The sequence below is a fragment of the Kibdelosporangium philippinense genome, from assembly GCF_021390435.2.
GTDB lineage: Bacteria > Actinomycetota > Actinomycetes > Mycobacteriales > Pseudonocardiaceae > Kibdelosporangium > Kibdelosporangium philippinense.
Genome location: NZ_JAJVCN010000001.1, coordinates 3,639,579 through 3,656,520 on the forward strand (window position 1 = coordinate 3,639,579; position 16,942 = coordinate 3,656,520).

17 protein-coding genes and 1 pseudogene are annotated in these 16,942 nt (G+C 65.3%); 12 read left to right on the top strand and 6 right to left on the bottom strand.

The genetic code is table 11. From position 1 onward, the window contains the following. The first annotated feature begins 87 nt into the window (after positions 1–87). From LWC34_RS16805 to LWC34_RS16815, 3 genes are all read left to right on the top strand, one after another. The gene (locus LWC34_RS16805; RefSeq protein ID WP_233725998.1) at positions 88–933 is read left to right on the top strand and encodes a metallophosphoesterase family protein; all 846 of its coding nucleotides are present in this window, start codon (positions 88–90) and stop codon (positions 931–933) included. Then, positions 930–1,586 (top strand): 4'-phosphopantetheinyl transferase family protein, encoded by a 657-nt coding sequence (locus LWC34_RS16810; protein ID WP_233725999.1) that lies wholly within the window; start codon positions 930–932, stop codon positions 1,584–1,586. Before LWC34_RS16805 ends, LWC34_RS16810 begins: the two co-directional genes overlap by 4 nt. 162 nt (positions 1,587–1,748) lie before the next feature. Then, entirely contained in the window at positions 1,749–1,985 is a 237-nt protein-coding gene (locus LWC34_RS16815) for a hypothetical protein (RefSeq protein WP_233726000.1), read from the top strand. A 46-nt stretch (positions 1,986–2,031) separates the two neighbouring features. Here the strand turns inward: LWC34_RS16815 and LWC34_RS16820 are convergent, their stop codons facing one another. Both LWC34_RS16820 and LWC34_RS16825 read right to left on the bottom strand, forming a co-directional pair. Next, positions 2,032–2,793: a DUF1295 domain-containing protein gene (locus LWC34_RS16820; protein WP_233726001.1), complete on the bottom strand. Its 762-nt coding sequence runs from the start codon at positions 2,791–2,793 to the stop codon at positions 2,032–2,034. Further along, positions 2,784–4,010 (bottom strand): SAM-dependent methyltransferase, encoded by a 1,227-nt coding sequence (locus LWC34_RS16825; RefSeq protein ID WP_233726002.1) that lies wholly within the window; start codon positions 4,008–4,010, stop codon positions 2,784–2,786. The genes LWC34_RS16820 and LWC34_RS16825 overlap by 10 nt, the downstream gene beginning before the upstream one ends. Positions 4,011–4,340: 330 nt before the next feature. Here LWC34_RS16825 and LWC34_RS16830 point away from each other — a divergent pair, with 330 nt between their 5' ends. The 6 genes and pseudogenes from LWC34_RS16830 to LWC34_RS16855 all read left to right on the top strand — a co-directional run bounded on the left by LWC34_RS16830 (position 4,341) and on the right by LWC34_RS16855 (position 9,015). Beyond that, positions 4,341–4,838 (top strand): hypothetical protein, encoded by a 498-nt coding sequence (locus LWC34_RS16830; RefSeq protein WP_233726003.1) that lies wholly within the window; start codon positions 4,341–4,343, stop codon positions 4,836–4,838. 38 nt (positions 4,839–4,876) lie between these two features. Then, entirely contained in the window at positions 4,877–6,145 is a 1,269-nt protein-coding gene (locus LWC34_RS16835; RefSeq protein WP_372496544.1) for an NAD(P)/FAD-dependent oxidoreductase, read from the top strand. Beyond that, positions 6,139–6,864 (top strand): DUF1365 domain-containing protein, encoded by a 726-nt coding sequence (locus LWC34_RS16840; RefSeq protein WP_372496505.1) that lies wholly within the window; start codon positions 6,139–6,141, stop codon positions 6,862–6,864. The genes LWC34_RS16835 and LWC34_RS16840 overlap by 7 nt, the downstream gene beginning before the upstream one ends. Further along, positions 6,861–7,814: pseudogene (locus LWC34_RS16845) on the top strand (class I SAM-dependent methyltransferase); the annotation flags it as partial. The gene LWC34_RS16840 and the pseudogene LWC34_RS16845, both read left to right, overlap by 4 nt. A 67-nt stretch (positions 7,815–7,881) precedes the next feature. Continuing rightward, the gene (locus tag LWC34_RS16850) at positions 7,882–8,733 is read left to right on the top strand and encodes an IS5 family transposase (RefSeq protein ID WP_233722595.1); all 852 of its coding nucleotides are present in this window, start codon (positions 7,882–7,884) and stop codon (positions 8,731–8,733) included. 21 nt (positions 8,734–8,754) lie between these two features. Further along, on the top strand, positions 8,755–9,015 hold the full coding sequence (locus LWC34_RS16855) for a class I SAM-dependent methyltransferase (RefSeq protein ID WP_233726006.1): 261 nt from the start codon (positions 8,755–8,757) through the stop codon (positions 9,013–9,015). On the opposite strand, the gene LWC34_RS16860 is transcribed toward LWC34_RS16855, so the two are convergent. Together LWC34_RS16860 and LWC34_RS16865 are read right to left on the bottom strand one after the other, a co-directional pair. Then, positions 8,993–10,600, bottom strand: a complete 1,608-nt coding sequence (locus tag LWC34_RS16860) for an acyl-CoA dehydrogenase family protein (RefSeq protein WP_233726007.1) — start codon at positions 10,598–10,600, stop codon at positions 8,993–8,995. The genes LWC34_RS16855 and LWC34_RS16860 overlap by 23 nt on opposite strands. Then, positions 10,597–11,196, bottom strand: a complete 600-nt coding sequence (locus LWC34_RS16865; protein ID WP_233726008.1) for a TetR/AcrR family transcriptional regulator — start codon at positions 11,194–11,196, stop codon at positions 10,597–10,599. Before LWC34_RS16865 ends, LWC34_RS16860 begins: the two co-directional genes overlap by 4 nt. A 50-nt stretch (positions 11,197–11,246) precedes the next feature. Between LWC34_RS16865 and LWC34_RS16870 the strand changes: the two genes are divergently transcribed. Then, the gene (locus LWC34_RS16870; protein ID WP_233726009.1) at positions 11,247–12,446 is read left to right on the top strand and encodes a cysteine desulfurase-like protein; all 1,200 of its coding nucleotides are present in this window, start codon (positions 11,247–11,249) and stop codon (positions 12,444–12,446) included. Between the two features lie 42 nt (positions 12,447–12,488). On the opposite strand, the gene xylA is transcribed toward LWC34_RS16870, so the two are convergent. Continuing rightward, the gene (gene xylA, locus LWC34_RS16875; protein WP_233726010.1) at positions 12,489–13,658 is read right to left on the bottom strand and encodes a xylose isomerase; all 1,170 of its coding nucleotides are present in this window, start codon (positions 13,656–13,658) and stop codon (positions 12,489–12,491) included. Positions 13,659–13,763: 105 nt separating this feature from the next. On the opposite strand from xylA, the gene LWC34_RS16880 reads away from it, so the two are divergent. Next, positions 13,764–14,951, top strand: a complete 1,188-nt coding sequence (locus tag LWC34_RS16880; protein ID WP_233726011.1) for an ROK family transcriptional regulator — start codon at positions 13,764–13,766, stop codon at positions 14,949–14,951. Here the strand turns inward: LWC34_RS16880 and LWC34_RS16885 are convergent. Next, positions 14,948–16,018: a C40 family peptidase gene (locus LWC34_RS16885; protein ID WP_233726012.1), complete on the bottom strand. Its 1,071-nt coding sequence runs from the start codon at positions 16,016–16,018 to the stop codon at positions 14,948–14,950. The genes LWC34_RS16880 and LWC34_RS16885 overlap by 4 nt on opposite strands. Positions 16,019–16,249: 231 nt before the next feature. On the opposite strand from LWC34_RS16885, the gene LWC34_RS16890 reads away from it, so the two are divergent. After that, complete coding sequence (locus LWC34_RS16890; RefSeq protein WP_372496506.1) at positions 16,250–16,477, top strand: antitoxin; 228 nt, start codon at positions 16,250–16,252, stop codon at positions 16,475–16,477. Positions 16,478–16,942 lie beyond the last annotated feature (465 nt).

The following is a 16,942-nucleotide window of genomic DNA, read 5'->3' on the forward strand; positions in this document are numbered from 1 at the left end:
CGTTGGACGTCGGACTCCGGTGTAGCAGAGGCGGGTGTCACAGGGAAAGCACCATTTGCCCCGATCAGCGTCGGTAGGCTTCGGTACGTGAGCGGGACACCACAGCTGCTGGCGATCAGCGATCTGCACATCGGCCATGCCGAGAACCGGGCGATCGTGGAGGGGCTGCAACCGGACCACCCTGGTGACTGGCTGATCGTCGCCGGTGACGTCGCCGAGACCACCACGGACATCAAGTGGGCGCTCGAGCTGCTGAAATCGCGGTTCGACACGGTGATCTGGGTGCCGGGCAACCACGAGCTGTGGACCACGGCCAAGGACCTCGTGCAGCTGCGTGGCGTGCGGCGCTACGAGCACCTGGTCGCGATGTGCCGCAGGTTGGGCGTGCTCACGCCGGAGGACGAGTTCCCGGTCTGGACCGGCGACGGCGGGCCCGTCCGGATCGCGCCGCTGTTCGCGCTGTACGACTACAGCTTCCGGCCAGAGGGCGCGAACACCAAGGAAGAGGCGCTGGCCATCGCGCACGAGGCCGGGATCGTCTGCACCGACGAGTACTTCCTGCACCCGGACCCGTACCCGTCGATCGACGCCTGGTGCCACGCGCGGATCGCCGAGACCGAGCGCAGGCTCGCCGCGTGCGACCCGGATGTGCCGTTGGTGCTGGTCAACCACTGGCCGTTGGTACGGCAACCAACGCGGGTCCTGCGGTACCCGGAGTTCGCTCAATGGTGTGGGACTGAACTGTCTGCCGACTGGCACACCAGGTTCAACACCGCGACCGCGGTCTACGGGCACCTGCACATCCCGCGGCACACCGAGTACGACGGCGTGCCCTTCCAGGAGGTCTCGTTGGGCTATCCGCGTGAGTGGAAGCCGCGTGGCCTGCCCGCGAAGCTGCTCAAGCCGGTCCTGCGGGCGCGGGTGGCGTCGTGATCGAGAAGCTGATGCCCGCTGGAGTGGCCAGCAGGGAGATGTTCACCAACGCGGACGAGTCGACGATGTTCCCCGAGGAGGCGGAACACGTGCGCAAGGCCGTGGAGAAGCGGAAGCTCGAATACGCCACGGTCCGGTACTGCGCGCGCCAGGCGTTCGCCGAACTCGGTATCGAACCCGTGGCGCTGTTGACCGGCGAGCGCGGCGCCCCGCAGTGGCCATCGGGAGTTGTCGGCAGCATGACGCATTGCGCTGGGTATCGCGCGGCGATCGTAGCCCGCTCGAGGGACATCCACACGCTCGGGATCGACGCGGAGCCGCACGCGCCGCTGCCCGAAGGGGTGCTCGGCGTGATCTCCCGTGACGAGGAGAAAGGGCGCCTTGCCGAGCTCACGGCCGCGGACTCGACGGTGCACTGGGACCGGATGCTGTTCTGCGCCAAGGAGACCGTCTACAAGGCGTGGTTCCCGTTGACTCGTAAATGGCTCGGGTTCGAGGAAGCGTCGATCACGCTGGCCACGGACGGCACGTTCGAGGCGAAGTTGATCGTGCCGGGGCCTGTTATCGCAGGTGAGCAGGTTGACGGGTTCAGTGGCAAGTGGATCGTCGGGGACGGCTTAGTGATCACCGCGATAGCCATCCCGGTCGTCTAACGGGATGCGCGCCTGAGAGCGCGCTGCTATGGTTCGTGCCATGGGCATCTGAGACCTCCGCGCGAACTGCGCTCTTAGGTTGAGAACTACACGCCACCGCAGGCTGTTCATTCGCCGCGTGGCCGACCCCTTATCAACTTTCCCTTCGCAGGAGGATTGCTCATGGCTACGAGCCCGAAGAAAAACAGCAAGAAGGCCCCGAAAGCCAGCGCGAGTGAAGGTTTGTCCTTCATGAAGCCGATCGAGGCGCCGGAGAACACCGAAGAAGCGCCCAAGCTCAGCCGTGCCGAGCGCCGCGCGGCGAAACCGCAGGCCAAGACATACGGCAAGGTGCAGAGTATGCGCAGCCAGTCGACGCCGACGCACCGCAACTTCACCAGTCGCCGCAGCGGCGGATGATCAGCGAACGTCCCCAGGATTTCACGTCCTGGGGACGTTTCCTTGATTAGGCGTGCTTCGGCGGCAGCGGGAAGAAGCCGCTGGTGCGGTCGGCGTACGCGGCGTATTCCGGGCGCGATTTCCGCATGTGTTTCTCGGTCAACGGCTTGCCTGAACCCTTGACGAGCAGCCAGGTCATCAGAACTGGCGAGAGAATAGTCGCCGCGCCCCACCAAGTCCCACATGCGAGCAGATAGAGGCCAGCCCACACGGCCGCGTCACCGAAGTAATTCGGGTGCCGGGTGTAGCGCCACAATCCGGTGGTCATCAGCTTTCCCTTGTTGGCTGGGTCCGCTTTGAACCGGGACAGTTGCCAGTCGCCGACGGTTTCGAACACGAACCCGATCAGCCACACGAGCACGCCGATCACCTGTAACCAGACCGGCGGCGCTGGAATGTACTGCGCGGCCTGGACCGGCAGGGACACGAACAGCAGAATCATTCCCTGGGTCAGGTAGACCTTGTACACCAAGGTAAGGGTGCCGTTGGCACGTTCGCGGATCGCGACATATCGCGGGTCTTCGGGCTTGCCGTGGTTGCGTACTCCAATGTAGACGGCCAGCCGGACGCCCCAGACCATCGTGAGCACGGCGATCAGCACGTTCGGCTGCGCGGCGAGCACCAAGGACACAGCCGCGACCACCGCGAAGCCCAGTCCCCACGCCACGTCGATGAGGTCGTGGCGGTCCCGGCGGACCGAGATGGCGAACACGAGGCCAAGCAGCACGACGATCGCGCCCGCGCTGACAGCCAGGTTGGTCAGGAACATAGCCCCTCCATGCCACTACGACCGTCCACTGTGGTCCGGACGGCGACGATCTGGTCGACGCCCATCCGGTTCTCCTCGAACGCCAACGCGCCGCCTGCCAGGTACAACCGCCAGATCCTTGCCTGCTCGACACCGACGAGGCCCACTACATCATCCCAGCGTTTCTCCAAGGTCTCCGCCCAGGCACGGCAGGTCCGGACGTAGTGCTCACGCATCGCCTGCACGTCACGGATCTCGAAACCCGCGGCCGCGAGGTGGTTCAACGTCGACCCGATGGGCCGCATGGTCATGTCCGGCGCGATGTAGGTCTCGATGAACGCGCCACCACCCGGCGCGGTCGCACCCCGGGACATCTGCTGCAGGACAAGCCTGCCCTCGGGCTTCAGCATCCGGAACAGCGTGGCCGCGTAGGCCGGGTAGTTCTCCTCGCCGACGTGCTCCCCCATCTCGATCGACGCGACGGCATCGAACGGCTCAGCCGGAAGCTCGCGATAGTCCTGCAACCTCACCTCGACCGACAGTCCCTCGGCCCGCTTGAGCACGTGATCCCGTTGCTGCTGGGACAAAGTGATGCCGGTGGCGTGCACGCCACAGTTACGGGCCGCGTAGATGACAAGTGAACCCCATCCGCACCCGACATCGAGCAACCGCATGCCCGGGCGCAGGCCGAGTTTTTGGCAGATCAGGTCCAGCTTGGCGGCCTGTGCGTCGCTCAGTGACGCCTCCGGCGAGGTCCAGTACGCGCACGAGTAGGCCATGCTCGGGTCGAGTAGCAACTGGTAGAAGTCGTTCGACAGGTCGTAGTGATGCGCGATCGCGGCACGATCCCTTGTGCGCGTGTGCAGTTTCCCGCCCAGCCTTGCCTCGGCGACCGGTGGCTTCGGGCGTGGCCCGATCACGCCGAGCCGCAGTGCCAGCTTGACGATCTCACCCCACTGCTTGGCCGACGGCCGAACCTTGCGCCCCACTTGCCAGAACCGGCTCAACCCATCGGCCAGGTCGCCGTCGACGTCCAGGTCACCCGTGACATACGCCCTGGCAAGGCCCAGCTCGCCGGGCTGCCAGAGCACGTGCCGCAGGGCCCGGCGTGAATTCAGCACCACGCACGGCCCATCGGAGTCGCCCGCCCTGCTGCCGTCCCACGCCAGCACACTCACCGGAATCTTCGCCCCAAGCAACCGCTCGACCAGTCCCACCAGCTCAGGTGCCACGCGCACAGGTACCCCTTTCGTCAATGCCACTGACTTGCCACGCACACCACACCTGTTACCCAGGTGGATGCCGTGAAGGTCACCTTGACGGCGTTCAACGCGCCTGACTCGGCCCTCACGAACCGTCGCGAGCCCGAGCGGCGGCCACTGTGGACAGCGAGCCGACCATCAACACTGCGACCACACGCCGTTTCCACGCCTACAGACCACCTCTGAGGTGCGAAAACTCTCCAAATTCAATGGCGTTGCCCCTTTCGTCACCCGTGATTCGCGACCACGAGCCCGACGGATTGGCCGCGCCCCGTTTTTGTCGGTGCCCACGGCTAGCCTCGGCGCATGACAGAAACAGACAATGTGCACCGGCTCACGACCGTCACACTAGGCGACCATAGGGCTGAGGTCGATGAGCAGCTGGCTCCGCTCATAGCCGCCCTGTGGAGCAACGGATTCGAGACGGTCAGCTGCTGCCAGGACCTTGGTGAGAGTCTCGCCGCCATGGTGGAAAGTAAGCCGCACATGGCCAGTTACGTGCAGGCACACAGAGGATGGGCACTGGTCGACTTCCCCATCGGGGACGGTCTCGCTTTTCTCACCGCCATCGCACGCGCCGGGCCACGCGACGACTTCTACGAGCGCATGACGTACTGGGCCTTCCCGGACGCATGGGACATCAACATCAAACCGATGGACGAGGCGTTGTTCGACTACCGGCTGCCGTCGAGGTTCGGACTGCACCTGCTGCAGGTCAGCTTTCCGTTGCAGGATCTCGACGAGATCCAGGAGCGCCTTGAGTGCTACGACGCGGGCGACCTGGTCGTGTCCGGACCGCCCTAACCGAAAGAGTGAACAAACCCTAGCGCGACCGGCTCCGAATCACGGGCGTGCTACCGAACCGAGTGGCTGTCATTGGCGCGGGCGTCGCCGGGTTGACGGCCGCGTACCTGCTGCAACGCCGTTACGACGTTGTCCTGTTCGAGGCGGAGCCTCGGCTGGGCGGGCACGCGCACACGCATGATGTGCCGACACCGGACGGCGGCGTGGTCGCGGTCGACACCGGGTTCATCGTCCACAACGACCGGACGTACCCGAATCTTCTCCGGCTGTTCGGGGAACTCGGTGTCGCCACGCAGCCGACCGAAATGTCGATGAGTGTCCGATGTGCCGGGTGCGGGCTTGAGTATGCGGGCGCCAAAGGCCTCCGTGGCTTGTTCCCCCGGCTGGACAATCTGCGGCCGAAGTATCTTCGGATGTTGGGTGAGGTGCTGAGGTTTCACCGGCACGCGCGGCGAGTACTGGCCGACGACTCCCTTGATGACGTCACCTTGGGCGCCTTTCTGACCATCGGTGGGTATTCGGACTACTTCGTCCAGCATTTCGTGCTGCCTGTCGTCTCGTCGGTGTGGTCGGCGGGTCCGCGGGTGTCGCGTGAGTATCCGGCGCGGTATTTGTTCGCCTTCCTGGCCAATCACGGGATGCTTTCGGTGACCGGGTCGCCGCAGTGGCGGTCCGTTGTGGGCGGTTCTCGCACCTATGTGGACCTTGCGGCCAAGAATCTGTCCGCTGTGCACGTCAGCACTCCGGTTCGGGCCGTGATTCCTCGAAAAGACACTGTCGAGATTCGGGATGACAGTGGACAGTCGCATCACGTCGACCGCGTCGTGATCGCGACGCATCCCGATCAGGCGTTGGCGATGCTGGCGGAGCCGACGGACAAACAACGGGAGGTGCTGGGCGCGTTCACGTACTCGCGCAACGAGACGTGGCTGCACACCGACGCATCCCTGCTGCCAGTGACCTCGGGAGCGGCGGCCTCGTGGAACTATCTGAAGACCGCGTGTCATGAGAATGACGGGCCAGTATTGGTCAGCTATCACATGAACCGGTTGATGCGCTTGGCCGAGCCGCTCGATTACGTCGTCACGCTCAACGCGACCGGGCGGATTCCGCACAACTCCGCGATCGCGAAGATGGTGTACAAGCATCCTGTGTACACACCTGCTTCGGTTGCTGCGCAACGGAAGCTTCCGGAGCTGAACTCGGACAGGATCGCGTTCGCTGGCGCGTATCACGGCTGGGGGTTTCATGAGGACGGTTGCGCGTCAGGTGTGCGGGCCGCCGAGGCACTAGGAGTGTCGTGGTGACCGCGCTCTACCAGGCTGTGGTCGAACACGTCCGCCAGGTTCCGCCGAAACGGGCCTTTCAGCACAAGATCTATCTCTGGCTGGTCGACTTGGACCGGCTGCCAAAAGTTGTGTGGTGGTTGCGGCCGTTCGCCCGGTTCGAGGCGAGGGATCACCTCGGCAGTCCTCACCGGACTATTCGGCAGAACCTGGATGCCTGGCTGGGTCGTTACGGCATCGACCTGCGGGGTGGTCAGGTGTTGATGCTGGCCAACGCTCGCGTGCTCGGGCACGTGTTCAACCCGGTCAGTGTTTTCTGGTGTCACCGGCCGGACGGAACATTGGCGTGTGTGGTCGCTGAGGTGCACAACACCTACGGCGAGCGGCATTGCTATCTGCTCGACACCGATGAGAACGGGAATGCCATCACTGCCAAGGAATTCTATGTTTCACCGTTCCAGCAGATGGGTGGCGACTACGTCATGCGGCTGCCCAAGCCCGATGAGAAACTCGCCTTGGCCATCCGGCTCATCCACCATGGACAGACTCCGCTCGTCGCCACGCTGCGCGGTGTTCGCACGCCCGCGTCCACTCGGGACATTGTCCGGGCGGTACTCAACCGCCCGCTGATCACGCGGCTGGTCAGCGCTTTGATTCGTCGGCACGGCATCGCCTTGTGGTTACGCCGTGTCCCGATTGTCCGCCGAACGCCGCACGCTCCTCAGGAAGGTGTCCAGTGACCGCGACAGCTCTCGAGCTTTGGCCCGGATTGACTACACCATCCCGATCCGCCGTGCGATCGTGGGCCGCCGAACGACTGTTCCGGCAAGCCGTCCGGCGCCTGCCTGTCCAGGTCGTTTTTCCTGGCGGGGAACGGATCGGGCTTGGTGGTCCGATGATGCGCCTGATCCGGCCGGACGACTTCTTCCACCGGCTGGGAGTGGACGCGAAGATCGGCTTCGGCGAGGCGTACATGGCTGGTGACTGGACCAGCAACGACCCTGCCGGTTTGCTGACTCCGTTCGCGCGGCGGATGGCGACGTTGATTCCCAAGCCGCTGCAGGTGATGCGGCGCTGGGTCGATGCGACACGCCCGGACGACGAACGCAACACTGTGGACGGTGCGCGCACCAACATCCACCGGCACTACGACCTGTCCAACGACATGTTCGAGGTCTTTCTCGACCCGTCGATGACGTACTCCTCCGCGTGGTACCAGCCTGGTGACGACTTGCATCAGGCTCAGCTGCGTAAGATCGACGGGATTCTGGACCTGGCCGACGTCCGGCCCGGCACTCACGTGCTTGAGATCGGCACCGGCTGGGGTGCGCTGGCGATCCGGGCCGCGCAGCGCGGCGCATGCGTGACGACGTTGACGATTTCCGGCGAGCAGAAGGAACTCGCCGAGCGCCGGATCGCGGAAGCCGGGCTCACTGGGCAGGTCCAGGTTCTGCTCCGGGATTACCGTGACGCACAAGGAACTTACGACGCCGTCGTGTCGGTCGAGATGATCGAGGCGGTCGGCGAGGAATACTGGCCGACGTACTTCCAGACCATCAACCGGGTGCTCAAGCCGGGCGGGCGCGTCGGTCTACAAGTGATCACCATGCCGCACGACCGGATGCTCGCGACACGGCGTTCCTACACGTGGATCCACAAGTACGTGTTCCCAGGCGGTCAGCTTCTCTCAGAGGGCATCTGATCTTGGTTGGGGCGATATGTCTGTGTCGGGTGACGGCTGATACCTTGATCAACTTGTGGGGTCCCGGCGTGCGTACCGCAGCGACTTGTCCGATGCTCGCTGGGCGTTGATCGAGCCAACGCTGACGGCGTGGCGTGCTGCCCGGCGTGGGCCGGGAACCGTGATGCGCGTGCATGACTTGCGGGAGATCGTGAACGCGATCCTGTACGTGTGCCGGACCGGGATCGCCTGGGAGTATCTGCCGCACGACTTCCCGCCCTGCAAGACGGTTTATGACTACTACGCCAAGTGGGAAGCCGATGGCACAACGGAAACGCTGCATGACCTGTTGCGTGACCAAGTCCGCGTCGCGAAAGGCCGCGCTGCTGCCCCGACGGCGGCGATCATCGACTCGCAGAGCGTGAAAACCTCCTGCAATGTCAGCGAATCCAGTCAGGGTATCGACGCGGGCAAGAAGATCAAGGGCCGCAAACGGCACATCGCCACCGATGTGCTCGGCCTGCTGCTGGCGGTAATCGTGACCGCGGCGTCGGTGCAGGATTCCGCTGGCGGGCAACAGGTTCTCGATCATCTCGCCGCTGCGCATCCGACCGTGTCGGCGGCATGGGTGGACGGTGGCTACAACAACACAGTCATCCGTCATGGAGCCCAGCGGGGTATCCGGGTTGAGGTCGTCAAACGCCCTTCTGCCAAGGGATTCCACGTGTTGCCCCGGCGGTGGGTAGTGGAGCGCAGTCTGGGCTGGCTGATGCAACACCGCCGACTCGCGCGCGACTACGAAGCCCTGCCCCAGCGGTCGCGCACGATGGTCCACTGGGCGATGACTAACATAATGAGCCGCACCCTGACCGGGGAATCCACCCAAACCTGGCGAAACGATCCACCCAAAGCAGACATTCTTGCCTAACTAAGATCAGATGCCCTCTCAGTGCCCGCGATCCAAGACAATGTGGACAGTGTGGGTCTGAAGATCGCCACACAGCGCCAACTGGGGCCGCACTACGCCCGCACACTGCACGAGTGGCGGGCGCGGTTCCTCGCGGGCTGGGACAAGGTCGCGGCAGCGGGTTTCGATCCGGTTTTCCGCCGGATGTGGGATTTCTACCTGGCTTACTGTGAAGCCGGGTTCCGCTCCCGCTACCTCGACGCCTGGCAGCTCGGCCTGGTCAAACCAGGGCACGCTCGGTGATCGCCTTGGTGTCCACACCGGACGGCAAAGTCCCCAGCGCGACGCCCCAGTCACCGGCGAACCTGGACGCGCAGAACGCGTCGGCGACTGCGGGTGTGCCGTGCCGGACGAGAAGGGAGCCCTGAAGCACCAAGGCCATTGACTCGACGACGCGCCGCGCACGGAACTCGATGTCCTCCAGGTTGGACAGTTCCTTGCGCAGACCCTCGATCGCGTCGTCCAGCCTGGTGTCGGCGCCGGAGGCCTGTTCGACCTCGGTGAAGAACGCCTCGACGGTCTCCGGCTGCCGCGCCATGGCCCGCAACGCGTCCAACGCGGCCACGTTGCCCGAACCCTCCCAAATGGACTGCAGCGGCGCCTCGCGATAGAGCCGCGCCATCCCAAAGTCCTCAATGTACCCGTTGCCACCAAAGCATTCCAGCGCCTCAGCCGCATGGACGGGAGCACGCTTGCACACCCAGTACTTGCTCACCGCGAGCCCGATGCGACGGATGGTCTCCTCGCCGCGGTCGGTTGCTCCTGCCAGTCGCATCGCCACCGCGGTCGCGGCCTCGGACTCAACTACCAGGTCCGCCAACACGTTGCGCATCAATGGCTTCTCAAACAGCACTGAGCCAAAGGCACTGCGGTACCGCGCGTGGTGAACCGCTTGCACCGCGCCGAAACGCATCCCGGCCGCGCTGCCCAGCAGGCAGTCGAGCCTGGTGTTGTTGACCATCCGGAGGATGACCTTCACACCCTCGCCCTCCTCACCCAGCCGCCAGCCAATCGCCTCGTCGTACTCAAGTTCCGCCGACGCGTTGGACCGGTTGCCCAGCTTGTCCTTGAGCCGCTGGATGTGCATCCGGTTACGCGTCCCGTCCGGCAGAACGCGTGGCAGCAAGAAGCACGTCAGGCCGCCCGGCGCCTGGGCGAGCGTTGCGAAGATGTCGGACATCGGCGCGGACGTGAACCACTTGTGACCAACCAAGCGATAGGTCCCGTCGCCAGCCGGGGTCGCCAGGGTCGTGTTGGCGCGCACGTCCGAGCCGCCCTGCTTCTCGGTCATCGACATACCCGCGATCAGGCCCTGCTTCGACGCGGGAACCCGCAGGCCGAAGTCGTACGTGCGGTTGGTCAGCAACGGCTCGTACTGCGCGGCAAGCTCGGGATTGGCCCGCAGAGTCGGGATCACGGCGTAGGTCATGCTGATCGGGCACGTGTGCCCGGCATCAACCTGGCCCCACACGAACAACTTGGCCGCCCTGGCGACGTGCGCGCCCGGCGTGGAATCAGCCCAAGGCGCGCCGTGCAGGCCATGCTCGACGGCGACGTTCATCAAGGAATGCCAGTACGGATGGAACTCAACCTCGTCGATCCGATTGCCATACCGGTCATGCGTGTGCAAAACGGGCTCGTTCTCGTTCACAACCCGGCCCCACTCCTGAGCCTGCGCACTGCCCGCGAGCCGCCCCAACTCATGGAGCTCCGCCTCGGCCCAGCCTGCGCCTTCCCGACGCAGCCCTTCGAGCAGCGAAGGATCCTCGGCCGCGTCATAGTCCACGAGCGGCGGGACCTGGTTGGTGACCTCGTGTGTGGTGCTCATCCATGACCTCCCAAGGCACGCAGGCAGAAAGTAGTCAGTGCGGGCAAGACGTCGTCCTCGGTCGCGTGTTCGGCCAACGGCCCGACCAGGATCTCGCTGAGCGCGCCGATCAGCGCGGCAGCGGTGAATTCAGGGTTCTGCGGGGGCAGGGCGCCAGCGTCGACGGCGTGCGCGATCTGCTCGGCGGCGACGTCGCGGAACGCGCGCCGGAACACCAGGCGCTCCTGCTCGACCGGCAGATCGACCGGTTCGACCAGCAATGCGTACGCCAACTGAGGCGCCCGCAACGCGCGTGAGGCGAACGTGACAGCGACCGAGACGATCCGTTCGACCAGGTCACCGGGTTGCGCGGCGGCTTTGGCGACCGCGTCGACCTCGTGGTTGACCACGTATCGGAACAGCTCGACGGACAACTCGGCCTTGCTGGCGAAGTGCTTGTAGACGCTGCCCGTGGCAATACCCGCGCGCGCCGCGACAGCAGCCACGGAACACCCGGCATAGCCCTGCTCGGACAGCAGATCGACGCCCGCGACGAGGATCGCGGCGCGCACGTTGTCCATGCGCGCCTGTACTCGCGGGGTCCGGCGGTACGGCACGCAAGAAGTGAACCAGTGATTCATTGCTTCACGCAAGTACGCTCGCGAATGTGCCATTCGACGTAGCGGCTGTGCGTGCGCATTTCCCGGCCCTGCAAGAGGGCGTCGCCTACTTCGACGGCCCAGGTGGGTCACAGGTGCCTGATGTGGTGGCGAAAGCCGTCGCCGACGCCATGGTGTCCGGGCTGGCCAACCGCGGGTCGGTGACCGGCGCTGAGCTGCGCGTCGAGCACATCGTCGCCTCTGCTCGGCAGGCCGCGGCCGACCTGCTCGGAGCGCAGCCGTCGGGCATCATCTTCGGCCGCAGCATGACCCAGCTGACCTACGATCTGTCCCGCACGCTGGCCAAACAGTGGCGGCCGGGCGACGAGGTGATCGTCACGAGGCTGGACCACGACGCCAACATCCGCCCGTGGGTCCAGGCGGCGGAAGCCCACGACGTGCGAGTTCGTTGGGCGGACTTCGACCGCGCGACCGGTGAGCTGCCTGTCTCGGCGGTCACGAGCCTGCTCACCGACCGGACCAAGGTCGTCGCGGTGACCGCGGCCTCGAACCTGTTGGGCACCAGGCCATCCATCGCCAGGATCACGCCACACGCCCGCAAAGCAGGGGCACTGGTCTATGTGGACGGAGTACACCTCACGCCGCATGCGTGGGTGGACGTCGAGTCGATGGGCGCGGACTTCTACGCGTGCTCGCCGTACAAATTCCTCGGCCCGCACATGGGAATCGTCGCGGCGCGGCCTACTTTGCTGGAAACCTTGCGACCGGACAAGCTGTTGCCTGCGACCAATGCCGTGCCGGAACGCTTCGAGTACGGGACCTTGCCGTACGAACAGCTCGCCGGAACCACGGCGGCGATCGACTTCCTCGCCAACCTCACCTCCGGCACCGGACCTCGCCGAAGCCGTCTCGCACAGTCGATGCAAGCGTTGGAACAGCACGAAAGCACGCTGCTGAAACGGTTGGAGGCCGGACTGTCCGGAGTGGCCCGTCTGCACGGCTCACCCAACCGCGACCGCACGCCGACCGCACTGTTCACAATGGACGGCGTACCGCCGGCCAGGATCTACCGCGAACTGGCGGCACGTGGCGTGAACGCTCCGGCGGGAACGTTCTACGCCTTGGAGTGCGCGCGGTGGCTGGGTCTCGGCGATGCGGGCGCGGTCCGAGCCGGAATCGCACCCTACACCAACGAATCCGATGTGGACAGGCTGATAGCAGCCGTCCACGCACTAAAACCCTCGTGAGTGGTTAGACGGGTTAGAACACGGCTAACCACTCACGAGCTTCTACCTGGCACCGAGCGCGTGTTCGAGGGCCAGCTGCGACAGTTGGACGAAGCCGTAGCCGCGCTCGGCCGCTTTGTCCGGGTCGAAGTCCTCGTAGGCCGAACGATCCGCGCGCAGCTCCTGCCAGGTCTCCCCCGGCGACAGCGTCGAGACGGACAGCTCCGGCACCCGTGAGGCCGCGAGGGCCTCCTGCACCTCAGGGTCGGCCCGGAATGCCTTCGCACGCTCACGCAGCAGCAGGTAGCTGCGCATGTTGGCGGCCGCGCTGGCCCAGACGCCTTCGCTGTCCTCGGTGCGCAGCGGCTTGTAGTCGAAGTGCCGCGGGCCTTCGTAGCCACCGGTTTCCAACAGGTCCACCAGGAAGAACGCGGACAGCAGGTCGCCGTGGCCGAAGATCAGGTCCTGATCGTAGCGCGGGCCCTTCTGGCCGTTGAGGTCGATGTGGAACAGCTTGCCCTGCCACAGCGCCTGGCCGATGCCGTGCACGAAGTTCAGCCCGGCCATCTGCTCGTGGCCGACCTCGGGGTTCAGCCCGACGATCTCATGGTGCTGCAGCGTCGAGATGAACCCGAGCGCGTGCCCGATCGTCGGCAGGAAGATGTCACCGCGCGGCTCGTTCGGCTTGGGCTCCAAGGCCAGCCTGAGGCCGTAGCCCTGGTCGATCGAGTACTGCGCGAGCGTGTCGATCCCCTCGCGGTAGCGGTCCAGCGCCGCGGCGACGTCCTTGGCCGCGTCGGTCTCCGAGCCCTCGCGGCCGCCCCACAGCACGTACGTCTGCGCGCCGAGTTCGGCGGCCAGGTCCATGTTGCGCATGACCTTGCGCAGCGCGTACCGGCGGACCGCACGGTCGTTGCTCGTCAGGCCGCCATCGCGGAACACCGGATGGGTGAACAGGTTCGTCGTGGCCATCGGCACGACCAGGCCGGTGTCCTGCAGGGCCTGCTTGAACCGGCTGATCTGGCGGTCACGTTCGGTGTCGTCCGAGCCGAACGGGATCAGGTCGTCGTCGTGGAAGGTGACGCCGTAAGCGCCCAGTTCGCCCAATCGATGGACCGTCTCGACCGGGTCGAGGCCGGGCCTGGTCGCCTCACCGAACGGGTCAACCGCCCGCCACCCGACGGTCCACAAGCCGAAGCTGAATTTGTCCGCACGAGTTGGCAGGTCAGTCACGGTATCTCCCGAGATCGAGCCGTTAATAGTTCGATGCCTAAACTTATCTGGGGCGCACTGGTGAGGCAACCGCTGGTTCGTCACTTGTCCCACTAGCATGACGTGGTGACCCAGCCGAGGCCAGCCGGCCAGCACACCGTCCGCCGGCACAACTCCGCGCTCGTGCTCGGCGCGATCGCGGACTCCCCTGGAATTTCACGCGCAGGCGTCGCCGCCCGGACCGGGCTGACCAAGGCGACGGTGTCGAGCCTCGTCGACCGGGCGATCGCCGCCGACCTCGTCGTTGACGGCGAACCAGCGCGTCGCGACGGCCCCGGCAGGCGCGGCACATCGCTGTCGCTCTCGCCCGACGGTCCACATGGGCTTGGTGTGGAGATCGGCGTCGACTACATAGCAACCTGTTTGGTCGATTTGACCGGATCGGTGAGCAGTCAGCGAATCCGCCCGGTGGACAACCGTTCCCAGCCCGCGAACCGCGTACTGGTCAAAGTTGCCCGTGCGATCCGCACAGCTGTGGCGGAACTGCCCGTCCGGGTCGGTGGCGTCGGCGTCGCGGTCCCCGGCCTGGTCGAGTCGTCGACCGGGTTCCTGCGCACCGCACCGAACCTGGGCTGGCGTGACGTGGACGTGCAAGCCGAGTTGCGTGACCGGACGGACCTCGGCGACACCGCGATCATGGTCGGCAACGAGGCCAACTTCGCTGCCCTTGGCGAAATGTGGGGCGGCGGGCACGAGGACCTGCGCGACTTCGTGCACGTGTCCGGCGAAATCGGCATCGGCGCCGGCATCGTGATGGACGGCGTGCTGTTCGAAGGAGTCCGTGGATTCGGCGGCGAAATAGGTCATCTGCCCGTGGATTCCAAAGGGCCCCAATGCTCCTGCGGCGCACGCGGCTGTCTCGAGGCGATGGCGGGCCAGGACACGATCCTGCGGCAGGCCGACGTGCCCGACGTGGACACACTGGTACTCCGCCTGCAGGACAACGACCGTAAGGCAATCACCGCAACACGTTCAGTCGCCAGATGGCTCGGCACCGCACTGTCCAATGTGGTCAATTTGTTGGACGTGCCGACGATCGTGCTCGGCGGAACCTACGCGCGCATCGAACCATGGCTGCATGAGTTGTTGCTCGACGAGCTGGACGTGCGAGTAGTCAGCGCGGCATGGTCGGAAATGCGAATCCTGCGCTCGACCCTGGGCACGGAAGCCGCTGTGCGCGGCGCCGCGTCCTCGGCGGTCCGGGCCATCGTCGCCGACCCGGACCCGTTCATCACAGCGACCGTGGCCGGTTAGCTCACGACCCGGCGGATGACCGTGATCGGGCCGATCGCGTTGATCGGCTGGATCTTGACGTTCTGACCCGCGCTCGGCGCGTGCACGGCGCGGTTCGAGTCGATCGCCATGGCCACGTGATGCACCGGGTTGAAGTAGAAGATCATGTCGCCCGGCCGGACCTGGTCACGCGGAATCGCCTGGCCAACGGTCGCCTGCTGGATCGAAACGCGCGGCAAGTTCACGCCAGCGACCTTGTACGCGGTCTGCATGAGGCCGGAGCAGTCGAACGAATCCGGCCCCTCGGCGCCCCAGACATACGGACGGCCGATCTGGGCGAGCGCGTACTGCAGGACCGGACCGACGTTGCCCTTGGGGATGTTCACCGTCGACGGGCTGTCCCCACGGTCGGTGAGAACCGCCTTCTGCTCGGGCGTCAGCTGGTCGATCGCCTTCTTGACCAGCTCGATCTGCTTGGCCAGCTCGTCCCGGCGGCGTTGCACCTGAGCCGCGCCAACCTCCAAAGCGGCCTCGGACCGGCGGACCTCGTTCTGCGCGGCGGTGGCGTCCTTCGCGGCCAGTTCAGCCTCGACGATCGCTCGCCTGCCCTGCTCGGCCGCGGTGCCACTGAGCTGCGAGGCCATGCTGGCGGCTTGCATGCGTGACACAACGTCATCACGGCTACTGCCCGTGAGAAAGGCGTTCATCGCGTTCAGGTCACCGGTGCCGGACAGTAAGGCGTCAACCTTGGACTTGTCCTGCTGGGCCTGGGCGACCCGGGCCCGGGAAGCGTCAGCCTGTTTGCGGGCGGTGTCCGCGCGCGCCCCGGCCTCCTGGGACTCGGTGCGCTTGGTTTTAAGGTCCTCCTGGATACGCAACAGGTCCTCGTTGACGCGCTCTGCGCGGTTGCTCAAATCCTTGTAGTAGCCGAGAAGACCGGCGACTGTCGTCGGCTGCTCAGGCTCCTGCTCCTGGCCCGCTGCTGGGATCGCGCTCACCAGACCGGCGATCAACGTCCCGAGCGCGGCAAGGACAACCTTGCGCACCAAGGCACCCCGCCAGCCACCCGACCGCACCAGCACAGACACAGTCCCATCCCCTCACCGTTGCACGCGGGCGCCATTGTGCCTGATCTTGCCGGTCAACGGCACCCGACTACCGGCTGTAGAGCCTGCCAGACGAGGTATGCGCCCAGTGTTAAGTCGACGTGTGGACCGACTGGGTTGATCACATCGGCCGAATGGGCGATTTGAGCGGAACTCCAGTGGGTACCTCACACGTTGAAGAGCTTGCAAGCACCCGCTCGCGAAAGGTTCGCCATGGCAGGAATGTTCAAGAAGCTGACCGTGCTGGCCGGTGCGGCGAAGGCCGCCCGCCGGTACGCCAGAAAGAACCCGGAGAAAGTCGCCCGAATGGCCGACAAAGCAGGCAAGTTCGTCGACCGGCAGACGAAGGGTAAGTACCACCACCAGATCGAGAACGCGGTCCGTAAGGTCCGGCGTCCCGGTTCGAGTGGGCAACACGGGCAGCAGCATGGCCCCTACTGACTTTGATTGAGGAAAGGGCGGCCTTCGGGCCGCCTTTTCTTTACCTGTTTTGGTCTCCGGTTGTTGCTTCCTTCGACTCCGGGCCGCTTCTGGCTGATGGATCTTGGCTTCGGCCACTTTTGTCTTATGGCTCTCTTCTGGCTTCGGTCGCCTTTGGCTTGCGGCTCTTCTCTTGACTCGACTTTTCTTCCAGCGTGGTTCGTTGGCTATGTTCCTGTTCCAGCGTTTCGATGGTCACCGCGGCTCGATTTGATGACATGGGAACCCGCGGGGCAATGCCGCTGACTTATTTTAAGAGAGTTCTCGCACTTCAGAGGTGGCCTGCGGGCGTGGGGCGCGAGGTTGATCTTGAGAGGTGCGGAACGCGAGTGACCCGGCCCGCAAGCACGGCGTACCCGCGCCACCGATGGACGGGACTTGTCCACCGTGGCCTTCATGCAGGCCCGCCACGATCCGCGAGAGGAA

Excerpts from the sequence above, each read along its gene's own strand:
- LWC34_RS16815 (WP_233726000.1), top strand. The coding sequence starts at position 1,749 with ATGGCTACGAGCCCGAAGAAAAACAGCAAGAAGGCCCCGAAAGCCAGC.
- LWC34_RS16820 (WP_233726001.1), bottom strand. The coding sequence starts at position 2,793 with ATGTTCCTGACCAACCTGGCTGTCAGCGCGGGCGCGATCGTCGTGCTG.
- LWC34_RS16830 (WP_233726003.1), top strand. The coding sequence starts at position 4,341 with ATGACAGAAACAGACAATGTGCACCGGCTCACGACCGTCACACTAGGC.
- LWC34_RS16860 (WP_233726007.1), bottom strand. The coding sequence starts at position 10,600 with ATGAGCACCACACACGAGGTCACCAACCAGGTCCCGCCGCTCGTGGAC.
- LWC34_RS16890 (WP_372496506.1), top strand. The coding sequence starts at position 16,250 with ATGGCAGGAATGTTCAAGAAGCTGACCGTGCTGGCCGGTGCGGCGAAG.